Origin of the sequence: Microbulbifer echini (assembly GCF_041447225.1) — a bacterium.
Taxonomy (GTDB): domain Bacteria; phylum Pseudomonadota; class Gammaproteobacteria; order Pseudomonadales; family Cellvibrionaceae; genus Microbulbifer; species Microbulbifer echini.
Map to the genome: position 1 here is coordinate 124,177 of NZ_JBGMEL010000010.1, position 12,777 is coordinate 136,953.

At 53.6% G+C, this 12,777-nt stretch carries 13 protein-coding genes; 10 read left to right on the plus strand and 3 right to left on the minus strand.

Features of this window, described 5'->3' with window-relative positions; genetic code table 11:
• The first annotated feature begins 3 nt into the window (after positions 1 to 3).
• The 8 genes from dapC to ACCI51_RS11635 all read left to right on the plus strand — a co-directional run bounded on the left by dapC (position 4) and on the right by ACCI51_RS11635 (position 8,781).
• Positions 4 to 1,182, plus strand: coding sequence for a succinyldiaminopimelate transaminase (gene dapC, locus ACCI51_RS11600; RefSeq protein ID WP_371843679.1), 1,179 nt, complete (start codon positions 4 to 6; stop codon positions 1,180 to 1,182).
• Positions 1,183 to 1,234: 52 nt separating this feature from the next.
• Positions 1,235 to 1,903, plus strand: a complete 669-nt coding sequence (nth, locus tag ACCI51_RS11605; RefSeq protein WP_371843680.1) for an endonuclease III — start codon at positions 1,235 to 1,237, stop codon at positions 1,901 to 1,903.
• A 2-nt stretch (positions 1,904 to 1,905) separates the two neighbouring features.
• Positions 1,906 to 2,259 carry an ArsC family reductase gene (locus ACCI51_RS11610; RefSeq protein ID WP_371843681.1) on the plus strand — a complete coding sequence of 118 codons (354 nt, stop codon included), beginning with the start codon at positions 1,906 to 1,908 and terminating at the stop codon, positions 2,257 to 2,259.
• A 10-nt stretch (positions 2,260 to 2,269) separates the two neighbouring features.
• Positions 2,270 to 3,301, plus strand: coding sequence for a 2,3,4,5-tetrahydropyridine-2,6-dicarboxylate N-succinyltransferase (gene dapD, locus ACCI51_RS11615; RefSeq protein ID WP_299584424.1), 1,032 nt, complete (start codon positions 2,270 to 2,272; stop codon positions 3,299 to 3,301).
• Between the two features lie 84 nt (positions 3,302 to 3,385).
• Positions 3,386 to 4,519, plus strand: coding sequence for a succinyl-diaminopimelate desuccinylase (dapE, locus tag ACCI51_RS11620; RefSeq protein WP_371843682.1), 1,134 nt, complete (start codon positions 3,386 to 3,388; stop codon positions 4,517 to 4,519).
• A 138-nt stretch (positions 4,520 to 4,657) separates the two neighbouring features.
• Positions 4,658 to 6,712, plus strand: coding sequence for a S9 family peptidase (locus tag ACCI51_RS11625; protein ID WP_371843683.1), 2,055 nt, complete (start codon positions 4,658 to 4,660; stop codon positions 6,710 to 6,712).
• 113 nt (positions 6,713 to 6,825) lie between these two features.
• A complete protein-coding gene (locus tag ACCI51_RS11630) occupies positions 6,826 to 7,332 on the plus strand; it encodes a hypothetical protein (protein ID WP_371843684.1) in 507 nt (168 codons plus the stop codon).
• 165 nt (positions 7,333 to 7,497) lie between these two features.
• Positions 7,498 to 8,781, plus strand: coding sequence for an alpha/beta hydrolase family protein (locus tag ACCI51_RS11635; protein ID WP_371843685.1), 1,284 nt, complete (start codon positions 7,498 to 7,500; stop codon positions 8,779 to 8,781).
• A gap of 73 nt (positions 8,782 to 8,854) precedes the next feature.
• On the opposite strand, the gene ACCI51_RS11640 is transcribed toward ACCI51_RS11635, so the two are convergent.
• The 3 genes from ACCI51_RS11640 to ACCI51_RS11650 all read right to left on the minus strand — a co-directional run bounded on the left by ACCI51_RS11640 (position 8,855) and on the right by ACCI51_RS11650 (position 10,471).
• Complete coding sequence (locus tag ACCI51_RS11640; RefSeq protein WP_371843686.1) at positions 8,855 to 9,232, minus strand: hypothetical protein; 378 nt, start codon at positions 9,230 to 9,232, stop codon at positions 8,855 to 8,857.
• Positions 9,233 to 9,238: 6 nt separating this feature from the next.
• Positions 9,239 to 9,790 carry a flavodoxin gene (locus ACCI51_RS11645; protein ID WP_371843687.1) on the minus strand — a complete coding sequence of 184 codons (552 nt, stop codon included), beginning with the start codon at positions 9,788 to 9,790 and terminating at the stop codon, positions 9,239 to 9,241.
• Between the two features lie 213 nt (positions 9,791 to 10,003).
• Positions 10,004 to 10,471 (minus strand): Spy/CpxP family protein refolding chaperone, encoded by a 468-nt coding sequence (locus tag ACCI51_RS11650; protein WP_371843688.1) that lies wholly within the window; start codon positions 10,469 to 10,471, stop codon positions 10,004 to 10,006.
• Between the two features lie 168 nt (positions 10,472 to 10,639).
• Between ACCI51_RS11650 and ACCI51_RS11655 the strand changes: the two genes are divergently transcribed.
• Complete coding sequence (locus ACCI51_RS11655) at positions 10,640 to 11,344, plus strand: response regulator (protein ID WP_371843689.1); 705 nt, start codon at positions 10,640 to 10,642, stop codon at positions 11,342 to 11,344.
• 11 nt (positions 11,345 to 11,355) lie between these two features.
• Positions 11,356 to 12,732 (plus strand): ATP-binding protein, encoded by a 1,377-nt coding sequence (locus ACCI51_RS11660; protein WP_371843690.1) that lies wholly within the window; start codon positions 11,356 to 11,358, stop codon positions 12,730 to 12,732.
• The last annotated feature ends 45 nt before the right edge of the window (positions 12,733 to 12,777 follow it).

Here is a 12,777-nt window from a genome sequence, read left to right on the forward strand (position 1 = left end):
GCCATGAATCCAAACCTGGACAAGTTGCAGCCCTACCCCTTTACCAAGCTGCAGGCCTTGAAAGCGGGTCTACAGCCCGCGCGCAAACCCCATATCGCCCTCTCTATCGGCGAACCAAAACACGCACCACCGCAATTTGTGCACAGCGAGCTGCTCGCACACCTCGACAAAATCGCCGCCTACCCGCTCACCAAAGGCCTGGAACTGCTGCGCCAGACCATCGCCGACTGGCTGAGTGTGCGCTTTCAGCTCACGGGGGTATGTGCCGACACCCAGGTATTGCCCGTGAACGGCACCCGCGAAGCGTTGTTTGCCTTCGCCCAGGCCACCGTATCGCCGCGCAGCAAGGTCCTGATGCCCAACCCGTTCTACCAAATTTACGAAGGCGCGGCCCTGCTAGCCGGCGCCGAGCCACACTTTATCAACTGCCTCGCCAGCGCAAACTTCAAACCGGACTTCAACGCCATTCCCGAGTCGGCCTGGCAACAGTGTGAACTGCTGTATCTCTGCTCACCGGGCAACCCCACCGGCGCGCTGTTAGAACTCGATGATTTCCAACAACTGATCGAACTGGCGGATCGCTACGATTTCACCATTGCCTCGGACGAGTGTTACTCAGAGCTCTACTTCGACGAAAACACGCCCCCAGCGGGGCTATTGCAGGCCTGCGAACAGATGGGTCGTGGGGACTACCGCCGCTGCGTGGTGTTTCACAGTTTGTCGAAGCGCTCCAACCTGCCGGGGCTACGCTCCGGATTTGTCGCCGGTGACGCGCAGCTACTGGAAAAATTTCTGCTCTACCGCACTTATCATGGCTGCGCTATGCCGCTGCCAAACCAATACGCCTCCATCGCCGCCTGGCGCGATGAGGAGCATGTGCGGGAAAACCGCGCACTCTACCGGCAGAAGTTTGCCGCGGTACTCGACGTTCTCGATGGCTGCCTCGAAGTGCAGAAGCCACAGGCCAGTTTTTATCTGTGGCCGCGCGTCGGCGACGGCGAACAGTTCGCCCGCGAGCTGTACCGCCAGCAAAATATCTCCGTACTACCGGGGGCCTTTCTCGCCCGGGAAAGCGACGGAGTGAACCCCGGGCAGGAGTATGTACGCATAGCCCTGGTGGCAACGCTAGAGGAGTGCGTAGATGCTGCCCAGCGCATCGGGGAATTTTGCCGGCAAAACTAAACAACCAACGACTTCGACACCGCAACCCAGGAGCCCCCAGGCACAAATAAGAATGGCAGTAAAAAATTTACTCAAACAAGAGCGCGTGGACTTTATCTTGCAGCGCCTGGAAGAACTCTACCCGCAAACCCCGGTTCCTCTCGATCACAAAGATCCCTACACACTGCTGGTGGCCGTGCTGCTGTCAGCGCAGTGTACCGATGAGCGCGTCAACCAGGTTACCCCCGCCCTCTGGCAGCTGGCCGACAACCCGGAGGCTATGGCCCAGGTACCCGTGGAGGACATCCAGGCGGCCATCCGCCCCTGCGGCCTATCTCCGCAGAAATCCAAAGCCATCAGCAAGCTGTCACAAATTCTGATCAATGAATACCACAGCAAGGTTCCAGAAAATATGGCCGCCCTGGAAACCCTGCCCGGTGTGGGCCACAAGACCGCCAGTGTGGTGATGTCCCAGGCTTTTGGTCACCCCGCGTTTCCCGTAGACACCCACATTCACCGCCTGGCCCAACGCTGGGGGCTCACCAGCGGCAAGAATGTCACCCAGACCGAGAAAGATTTAAAGCGGCTATTTCCCAGAGAAAAGTGGAATAAATTGCACTTGCAGATTATTTTCTACGGCCGCGAGTTCTGCTCCGCGCGCGGCTGTGACGGCACCGTTTGTGAAATCTGCACCACCTGCTATCCCAGCCGCAAAAACCCCAAGAAAACCAAGAAGGCGTAACTGTGATTACTCTGTACGGCATTAAAAACTGCGACACCGTAAAAAAGGCCCGCAAATGGCTGGAAAACAATGGGGTCGATTACCAGTTTCACGATTTCCGTGAAGATGGCATGGGCGATGTCCCCCTTAAAGTTTGGCTGGACGCATTCGGATGGCAGGAGGTGCTGAACCGCCGCTCCACCAGTTGGCGGGCGCTGAGCGACACACAAAAAGACGCTATGGATAACAATAGCGCTCTGACACTTGCCCTCGAGACGCCCACCCTGATCAAACGACCAGTAACCACCGCAGGCAATATCACCCGTTTCGGATTTAAAGAAAAAGAATTTGCCGAACTCACCGACCAGCCCAACTAGGAGAGAAAGAATGCGCGATATCTACGGCATTGGATTTGGTGTTGGCACCTGTAATAGCAAGGGCGACTGGCTGGAAGTTTTCTACCCAAAGCCACTGTTTAAACCCAGTGCGGAAATAGCTAAAGCAGTCACTGAAACCCTACATATTAACGGCGGCAATCACAGTCTGCCCCTGGATGCGACTCAGCTGCACGGCCTCGCGGAAAAGCTGCACAGCGCCGGAGCCACGGAACAGGCAGAAATCCTGCGGCAATTTGCCAACTCCCAGCGACCACTGGTGGTGGTCGTACTGTCCAGCGATGAAGCCCCGCAGTCGGTGCCAGAGGCCTACCTGAAACTGCACTTGCTCTCCCATCGCCTGGTGAAACCTCACGAAACCAAGCTCGACGGCATTTTCGGCAAACTGATCAATGTGGCCTGGACAAATCAGGGCGCGATCGACCTGGAAGAGCTGCCTCAGCGCCAACTGGAAGCGCGCCTGAACGGGGAGCACCTGGAAGTTGCCTGCGTCGACAAATTTCCCAAGATGACCAACTATGTGGTGCCCACGGGCGTGCGCATCGCCCACACCGCACGCGTGCGTCTCGGCGCCTATCTTGGCGAGGGCACCACCATCATGCACGAGGGTTTCGTCAACTTTAATGCTGGCACCAAGGGCCCCGGCATGATCGAGGGGCGTATTTCTGCGGGGGTGTTTGTCGGCGCGGGCTCCGACTTGGGCGGCAGCAGTTCCACCATGGGCACGCTCTCCGGCGGCGGTAACATCGTCATCTCCGTGGGCGACAACTGCCTGCTCGGCGCCAACGCCGGCATCGGTATTCCCCTCGGCGACCGCTGCACTGTAGAGGCCGGCCTCTATATCACCGCCGGCACCAAGGTAGCCTTACTCGATGATAGCGGCCGACTCGTCGAACATATCAAGGCGCGCGACCTGGCCGGTAAATCCGACCTGCTGTTCCGCAGGAACTCTACCAATGGCGCGGTAGAATGCCTGACTAACAAGAGTGCAATCGAACTGAACGAAGCGCTGCACAGCAATTAAAGTTGAGCGCGGCGGGGCTATCGCCCCGCTAACTTCCCCGCGAACCGCCCATGCACCTACTCGACCAAACACAAGGAACATTCCGTGACCCCCACTCTGCAACTGGCTTTCGACCTGATCCGCCGCCGCTCCATAACACCTGAAGATGCAGGCTGCATGGACCTGATGATCCAGCGTCTGGAAAAAATCGGTTTTCAGGCAACCAGGCTGCGCCGCGGGGACACCGACAATTTTTGGGCAGTGCGCAATGGGCAAGGTAAAGGGCCACTACTCGCCTTTGCCGGCCACACCGATGTAGTGCCCACCGGACCAGAGGACAACTGGAGCAGCCCCCCCTTCGACCCCAAAATTCACGATGGTTTTCTCTATGGTCGTGGCGCCGCGGATATGAAGGGCTCCCTCGCCGCCATGGTCGTAGCCTGTGAAGAGTTTATCGCCGCACATCCGGGTCACTGCGGGCGCATCGCTTTCCTGATCACCAGTGATGAAGAGGGACCGGCAACCAACGGCACCGTCAAAGTGGTTGAATGGCTCGAGGCGCGGGGAGAAAAAATAGGCGGCTGTATTGTGGGTGAGCCCTCCAGCAGCGAACGCGTCGGCGACGTGATCAAAAACGGACGGCGCGGCTCACTGGGCCTGGAATTAAAAGTATTTGGTACACAGGGGCACGTCGCCTACCCTCACCTGGCCGAAAACCCGATTCACAGCCTGGCCCCTGCACTCACCGAACTAACCAACGAGGAGTGGGATCAAGGCAACCAATTTTTCCCCGCCACCAGCTTCCAGGTTTCCAATATCAATGGGGGTACCGGCGCAACCAATGTGATTCCCGGTGAAGTGGATTTACTCTGCAATTGGCGCTTCTCTACGGAGTCTACCGCCGAAGGACTGGAGGCCCGTGCCAGGGCAATCCTGGATAAGCACCACCTAAAATATGAAGCGAACTTTAATGTATCTGGGCATCCCTTCCTCACGGCCGAGGGGCCACTGGTACATGCGGTGGAACAGGCTATCCAGAAAATCACAGGAAAGGAAACGGAATTATCGACTGCCGGGGGCACTTCCGACGGCCGCTTTATCGCTCCAACAGGAGCGCAGGTAGTGGAACTGGGGCCGGTTAATGCCACTATTCACAAGGTTGATGAGAGAGTCAAAGCCGACGATTTGGACATACTTAAGGAAATCTATCGGGAAGTGCTTAAGGAGCTGCTAATCTGAATTTACTGCCCCGGACGATAATTATTTATTAATTGCACGGACTGTCCCACTAAATACACCGACCGGCTTATTCGCCTCCTGCCCAACTGTCTCTGCGGTATGCTCTTCCCGAAAACAAAATGGAGGAGCCCTCAGATAATGAACAGACTATTGAAAATAGCCGCGGCGATATTTATCGCCAGTCCTGCCCTCGCTGAAGAGCAACCCACTAACTTCAGCTATGAGGATGTATTTAATCTCGAGCATGCCAGCGACCCTCAGTTCAGTAACGACGGGAAAAATATTTACTACGTTCGCAACTCCATGAATAAGATGGCGGACAACAAACGGGCAAACCTGTGGCGCATCAGTGCCGACGGCAAGGACCACCGCCCACTGACCTCGGGGGACTACTCTGATTATTCGCCGCGCCTATCCCCGGACGGTAAAACAATCGCCTTTATCAGCTCTCGCAGCGGCAGCTCTCAAATCCACCTGTTGTGGCTCGACAACGGGCAGAATCTGCAGATCTCCCACCTGCCAAAATCCCCTTCCAATATTCAGTGGTCACGAGACGGCAAACAAATTGCCTTCACTATGTTTGTGCCAGAGAGCAAACCACTACCAGTTGAACTGCCCGGTGCCCCCGAGGGCGCCAAGTGGGCAAAACCACCCCAGTTTATCGACAGTAGTATTTATCGTGCGGACGGCATGGGTTATCTCAAGCAGGGGCACACCCAGGTATTTGTCATCCCCCGTGAGGGCGGTACACCGCGTCAGCTTACCAGCGGTGAGTTCGATCACGGCAGTAGTCTCGCCTGGAGTAAAAACAACGACGCTATTTACTTTTCTGCAAACCGCCACCCCGATCACGAGATCGAGTTGATGAACTCTGAAATCTATAGAGTGGATCTCAAGGATGGCGGCATTGAGCAGATCACCGAAAGGTTTGGACCCGATCATCACCCGCAGATTTCCCCCGATGGTAAAAAGCTTGCCTATCTGGGCTTTGAGGATCAGCGGCTCGGATACCAGCAACACAGCCTGCGTATCATCAACCTCGACAGTGGCGAGTCCCGCAAAGTACAAACCGCTAAAGACCGCAGTATCTCCAGCTACCACTGGCTTGGCGATAGTAAGCGCATCGCTTACAGCTATGACGATCAGGGCTCCACAAAAATTGCCATTAAAAAAATGGGTGGCAGTGACACTGTAGTCGCCAGTGATGCCGGCGGTCTATCGCTAGGGCGGCCCTACTCCGGCACGCACTTTGCCACATCCAAACGCGGGGATATTGCCTACACACAAACCAATCCACAACACCCCGCAGAATTGGCTCTGGCCCGCGGCGGTAAAGTAAAAACACTAACCAGTCTCAACCATGACTTGATACCACTGCGCAACATGGCCCAAGTGGAGGAGATCAATTACAAGTCCACTTTTGATGGCCGCAATATACAGGGCTGGGTCGCTTACCCACCCAACTTCGACCCGAAGAAAAAGTATCCCCTGCTGTTGGAAATTCACGGCGGCCCCTTCTCCAATTATGGCCCGCGATTTGCTACTGAAGTACAGTTATTCGCCGCTGCCGGCTATGTGGTCCTCTATACCAATCCAAGGGGTTCCACCAGCTACGGACATGAATTTGCCAACCTGATTCACCACAATTACCCGAGCCAGGATTACGATGACTTGATGGCTGGTGTTGATACAGTAATTGATCAGGGGTTTATCAATGAAGAACAACTATTTGTGACCGGCGGTAGCGGAGGCGGCACCCTCACAGCCTGGATCATTGGCAAGACTGATCGATTCCGGGCAGCGGTGGTCGCCAAACCTGTGATTAATTGGGAGAGCTTTGTGCTTACCGCAGATTACTCCAGATTCTTTACGAAATACTGGTTCTCAGGTATGCCCTGGGAAAAACCGGAGGAATATCGCCGCCGCTCACCCCTCACTTATGTCGGCAATGTCACTACACCAACCATGCTGCTTACCGGAGAAGAGGACTACCGTACACCGATGTCCGAAACAGAGCAGTTTTACCAGGCCTTAAAATTGAATGATGTGGAGGCGGCAATGGTGCGAATTCCCGGCGCCTCTCATAGTATTGCCGCGAGGCCCAGCCAGATGATTGCGAAAGTGGCTTCTATTTTGTACTGGTTTGATCAGCATAAGCCGATTCGGAATAGTGAAGACCTAGCAAGCAAATAACTTGACTGTCATGACATTTTAGCAAAGGGAAAGCCTCAAGGCTTTCCCTTTGCCATTTAACCAACATCCCTTGTCACTCATAATAAAAATATAAAACGACAAGGAACTTACAAATGCGCAAACTGTTTTGTCTTTTTCTCCTTTGGCCTACCCTCGCCATTTGCGAACAAGTTACCCTATCCGACTTGGTACGGCATACAGATATACAAGAAGTAAAAATTTCTCCAACCGGCAGCCATTTAGCCATTAAAAAATTATACGAGGGAGAGAGAATACTGGTTTTTATGTCGATCACCCCTCTGAAGATCACTGGCCTTCTGCGCTTTAGAGGCAAAGAGGAAGTCGGCGATTTCTACTGGGCAAATAATGAGCGAGTTGTTACTAAGGTCGCATCACGAAAGGCCGCATTAGAAACACCGGTGTTTTATGGTTCACTATTTGCCATCAACTATGATGGCACTAAAGGCAAGAATATATTCGGGCACTTAGCGGGAGAGCGCCAAGTCGGATCTCGCTTAAAAAAGGCTGAGTCCACATATGCCCACCCAACAATCATTGACACTCTCCCTAAAGAAAAAAATAAAATATTGATCTCCACCTCTCCCTGGGCTAGGGACTAGGAAACAAGAGGAGAAATCCTCGAAGTAAACATTTATAATGGCGTACAAAAAAGAATAACAGGACTTCCGCAGGTAGGACGCGCCCACACTGACAGAAATGGGAATTTAATCTTCGCCACCGGCAGCAACAAAAATGGTGAACGCGAACTTTACAAGAAATCTAAAATGGGATGGGAAAAACTTGAGAATTCCATTTTAAATCGTAGCTGGCCAAGGGGAGGCAATCTAGAAACAGGAGATTTCTATTTTGAAATAGACCGCACTAACGATACGGAGCAACTAGTTAAATTTAATACCAAAACAAACGAATTAACTCAAATATTTTCCCACGACATTTCCGACATTACCGCGGTGATTTACCACCCAAAAAGTGATAAACCCATCGGAGTTTACCTGCACCCCGACTACCCTGAGGAGTACTTTTTTGATGAGGGCGATGGGTTTGCAGCTTATTTCCGTGGTTTAAAAAAGGCTTTTGAGGGCTACAGAATCAACTTTACCAGCTTCACCAATGATGGCTCTTTAGGAATATTAAAAGTTTATGGAGACCGACTCCCAGGGGATTATTTCTTAGCAAATTTGAAGACTAAGAAAGTAGACTTTCTATTATCATCATCAGAATGGCTTGCCCCTGAAACTTTAAACTCAATGCGAGCTGAGTCATTCGTCACCACGGACAACATGAGAATAGGCACCTATCTGACTTTCCCGAAAGAACAAACTAAAAATCTGCCTATGGTAGTAGTACCACATGGAGGCCCCCATGCCCGTGACTACTGGGGATATGACCAAGAAGTACAAATACTTTCCCAAAATGGCTACTTGGTTCTCCAGGTAAACTTTCGTGGCTCAACAGGATACGGCGACCACTTTTACACTGCCGGAGAGCAAGAGTGGGGAGGAAAAATTCAAAAGGATATAGCCGACGCCGTTCATTGGGCAGTAGAAAAAGGCTATGCAGATCCAAGAAAAGTTTGTATTTACGGTGCCAGCTTTGGGGGCTACTCTGCCCTAATGAACCCGATCAGATATCCAGGCCTGTATAAATGTGCGGCTGGCTATGTGGGTGTTTATGACTTGGAGATGATGTACAAGAAAGGGGATATCAAGCGTCATGATAGAGGGTTAGCCTACCTTAATAGGGAACTGAGTAAAGATAAGAACTTCTTAAAGGAAAACTCTCCAATCCACAACACCGATAAACTCAACATTCCCTTGTTTATTATTCACGGTGAGAAAGATGAGCGTGTACCTGTTGAACATGCTGAGGAGCTACTGAAAAAACTTGAAAAAGAAGGGAAGCCTGCAAAAAGCCTTATTGTTGCCAACGAAGGGCACGGATTTTATAGCGAGGAGAACAAGATGAAGCTTTATACCGAACTGCTAGCTTTTCTTGATAAGCACATCGGTATTGGGTCAGTAGAAAAACAGCCAGCTGTGAACGAGTAATAAGCTAATACCACCCCGGACTTTCCAGCACCAGTTGAGCTACCAACTGGTGCTTTCACAAAGAAACGACCTTTTAGTGGAGCTGTCCTGAAGCCTGGGAGGGCTCCTCAACTGAACTCACTGGCTCATCTAAGCCATGTGACAGTACAAAATAATAAATCACCTGCAGCTGCCCGTGGATTTCTGTCATCAGGTCGAAGTTATACTCCCCCCTTTCCCCTGGGCCCACTTGTACAGACACAATATGTGAAGGTTCAATAAAGAACTCCGCTACCGGGCGTTTGCCGCGCATCACCTGTACTAGCAATGTACGGGTATCCTCCTCTGCAAAGCGCCAATAATAGTCATCATCATCATAAACGACGCTCTCCGGGGTGCCGGCCCGGAGAATGCAATTGGGGTGTTCAGTCAGCCAGGGCCAGAATTCTTTAAAGGGGATCGTCAACGGCATAAGTAACTAGTCATCCAACTCGACGACACTGGCGGCACCACCTTCGAGGGCAAGCTCATCGGCAATCTGCTTGCACCAGAGGTTGAGGCGTTCGGTAGTCAGCTCTTCCTGCTGGTCTTCATCGATAGCGAGGCCCATAAATTTGCCTTCGCCCGCAATTTCCGCCTTGGAAGCCTCAAATTCATAGCCCTCTGTCGACCACAACCCAACAATGGCTGCCCCTCGACCGACAATCACATCATGTAGCATGCCCATCGCATCCAGGAAGTAATCACCGTAACCGAACTGATCGCCCAGACCAAACAGGGCCACAGTCTTACCGCTGAAGTCGATTTCCCGCACATCCTCCCAGAACTCTTCCCAGTCGGATTGAATCTGGCCAAAGTCCCAAGTCGGGATACCAAAAATCAAATTCTGATAGTTGGCGATCTCCAATTGGGTCACATCGGCTACATCAAACAGATCTACCCGATCTTCCCCCAGGCGGGTGCGGATGCGCAGGGCTACAGATTCGGTGTTGCCTTCGTCGCTGCCATAAAACAAGCCGATTTTGCTCACAGTTATTCCTCTTCGCCCAAATCGGGCCACACTAGATACCTATTGGCGGGGCGGCGTATTCTCCCAGCAAAGGCGGGGCGCGGCAAGCTGGCTCGGGTGGACTGGGAACATAAAAAAGCCCCCGACTAGCGGGGGCAAAGGGTTATGAGCCGAGCGGACCTCTGGGGAAGGGTACGCCCGACAGATCGCACAAGGAGTCTGCGATAGTGGGGATCAGGAATCGGATGTGCGTCGCTCAAGACGCTCCTCACGCCATTTCATGTGGCGCTCTTTACGTTTCTCTTTCAACGTTTCAAATTTGGCTTTCTGCTCATCGGTAAGAATCGCCTCGAACTGCTGGCGTATCTGGAAGTGGTTTTGCATTTTCTGTACTTCCAGCTTGCCCAACTCAGTACCAAGCTGGTCTAGTGTGGCCTGGTCGGCGCCACTCTCCATCGCGGCGCGGATTTGCTTACGCAACGCACGTAACTGCTCGCGCTGGGCATTTTTGCTGTCGCTGTTACTCTCCCGGTTGGCTTTCAACTGCGCCTTTTGCCCCTCGGTCAAGCCCAGTTCACGCGCCATATGCTCAAAACCGCGCTTGTGGTGCCCTTCGCCACCCCCAAATGCCATGGATGCTGCAGGGACCGCCATCACCCCGGCCAAAGCCAAGCTACCTAGTACTACTTTCCAGTTCTTCATCACTCCATCCTCTCGTTTGCATTCAGTGAATTCATAGTAAGTCTGGCCTGTGTAAACAGGGGCAAACCCCGGTAAACATTTGTTAAGAACAGTAAAAAGCCCAAGAGGCTGCGATAACTAGCGCCAATGCTTTGCATATAATGGCCTCACAGCAACTGAGAGAACGCCATGAGCCGCATCCTCCTGATCGACGACGACACAGAATTGACCGACCTATTGAAAGAGTATCTAACCGGGGAAGGTTTTGATGTGACCGCGGCCAACGATGGTGGGCGCGGATTGGCACTGGCGCAGAGCCAGAATTTTGACGCCCTGGTACTGGATGTCATGCTGCCGGTGCACAACGGTTTTGACGTGCTGCGAAAACTGCGCGAGGAGGCCTCACCCACTAGCCGCTCCCTGCCCGTGATCATGCTCACCGCCAAGGGCGATACCGTAGACCGTATCGTAGGTCTGGAAATGGGTGCCGACGACTATCTCCCCAAGCCCTGTAACCCACGTGAACTGGCCGCGCGACTGCGCGCGATATTGCGCCGCGGCCGGGTCGAAGTGGAGGACAGCGACGACAGCCTCTCCAGTGGCCAGCTGCGCCTGCTACCGGCCGAATATCAGGCCTATTGGGCCGACCAGGCCCTATCCCTCACTGGCGCCGAATTTTCAGTTCTCAAGGTGCTGATTCAAAACGCCGGCGATGTGGTCGGTAAAGAGGTACTAACCGAGAGCGCACTGGGACGCAAGTTGATGCCCTACGACCGCTCCATCGATGTTCACGTCAGCAATATTCGCAAAAAGCTCGCGGATAAAGGCGCCAGCCGCGACTTGATTATCAATATTCGCGGCGCCGGCTATATGCTCACCCAGGCCAAGCAGTAGGTAGTTTCAAAATGCGCAGCCTCTTCTGGAAGATGTTTTTTGGCGCGTGGATTACCGCCATGGTGATGGTGGTCGCCGCCATTTACATTACCCACTTTGGCGAATTCGGCGATCCCCGCCAGGAGGAGCGCTGGGAGGGACCCGCATTATTTCGTGAAGTGATGCGCAATATGCGCATCGCCCGCCGCCACGGGCCCGAGCAGTTTCAGCACTGGCTAGAACGCGCGCCAAAGAAAGTCAAACGAAGGGTCTACGCCGTGGACAGTGAAGGCAATGACCTGCTCGGGCGGTCACTGCCAGCAAATATGATGCCGCTGATCAACAGCCTCGACTACCGAAACCGTGAGGCTCACATGCTGGTAGACAACAAGCCCACGGTAGGTTTCTTCCTCCCAATGCGCACCGGAGATCCCCTGCGTATCACCCTGGTTGCCGGGGATAGTAAGGAGGGCCTGTTACTGCGATTTTTATGGCGCAACTTCTGGCCCATGCTATTGCTCTCCATGATTACCTCCGGGATCGCCTGCTACTGGCTCGCCAGCTATTTAAGCCGCCCCCTTGAGCAGCTCCGCGCCGCCACAAAACGGGTCGCAGCCGGCGAGCTGGACTATCGAGTTGCCCCCAGCCTGCACACCCGCAACGATGAGCTCACTGATCTGGCCCTGGATTTCGACTCCATGACTGCTCAACTACAGGAATCGATGTCCGAACAGCGCCGTCTGATCAAGGATGTCTCTCACGAGCTTCGCTCACCCCTGGCGCGACTGCAGGTAGCGCTCGCCATCGCTCGTCAGAAACAGGTCATGGGACTGGATAAGGAGCTGGATAAAATCGGTAAAGCGGCGGACTACCTGGAAGACATTATCGCCGATGTGCTGTCCCTGCCGGTTAGCAGCCAGGAGCAGCGTCCACTGGACGATGTAGTAGAGCTGAACAGCCTGCTTAACGCACTGCTCGACGATCTCCACATCGAAGCTGCGGAAAAACATTTGGGGTTCGATATGAGTGGCAGCGCCCAGGAACTGCTGATCGCCACCCGCGGCAGCTCCCTCACCGCAGCGCTGGAGAACATCCTGCGCAACGCTATCAAGTACAGCCCGGCCAATGGATTGGTGCGAATACTGGTGCAGGAATTCACCGACACCTGCACCATCTCTGTCATCGACTCGGGTTCCGGTGTAGATGAGTCCGATCTCGAAGCCATTTTCCGACCCTTCTACCGCACCGATAACGCCCGCACCCGCGAGAGCGGTGGCTTTGGCCTGGGACTGGCCATCGCTCAGCGGACCATACTGCACCACGGCGGCAGTATTACAGCACGTAATAGCGTCGGCGCCGGCCTTTGTGTCGAGATCAAGTTGCCGCTGATCCACCTCAGCGACGATTGAACCGCAGTGGAGCTGCTATAACCTTGACTAAAGCCAGCAATTCGC

Coding starts and splice junctions, on each gene's coding strand:
- ACCI51_RS11660 (WP_371843690.1), top strand. CDS start 11,356: ATGCGCAGCCTCTTCTGGAAGATGTTTTTTGGCGCGTGGATTACCGCC.
- ACCI51_RS11650 (WP_371843688.1), bottom strand. CDS start 10,471: ATGAAGAACTGGAAAGTAGTACTAGGTAGCTTGGCTTTGGCCGGGGTG.
- ACCI51_RS11640 (WP_371843686.1), bottom strand. CDS start 9,232: ATGCCGTTGACGATCCCCTTTAAAGAATTCTGGCCCTGGCTGACTGAA.
- ACCI51_RS11635 (WP_371843685.1), top strand. CDS start 7,498: ATGGGATGGGAAAAACTTGAGAATTCCATTTTAAATCGTAGCTGGCCA.
- nth (WP_371843680.1), top strand. CDS start 1,235: ATGGCAGTAAAAAATTTACTCAAACAAGAGCGCGTGGACTTTATCTTG.
- ACCI51_RS11625 (WP_371843683.1), top strand. CDS start 4,658: ATGAACAGACTATTGAAAATAGCCGCGGCGATATTTATCGCCAGTCCT.
- ACCI51_RS11630 (WP_371843684.1), top strand. CDS start 6,826: ATGCGCAAACTGTTTTGTCTTTTTCTCCTTTGGCCTACCCTCGCCATT.
- dapC (WP_371843679.1), top strand. CDS start 4: ATGAATCCAAACCTGGACAAGTTGCAGCCCTACCCCTTTACCAAGCTG.
- ACCI51_RS11655 (WP_371843689.1), top strand. CDS start 10,640: ATGAGCCGCATCCTCCTGATCGACGACGACACAGAATTGACCGACCTA.
- dapD (WP_299584424.1), top strand. CDS start 2,270: ATGCGCGATATCTACGGCATTGGATTTGGTGTTGGCACCTGTAATAGC.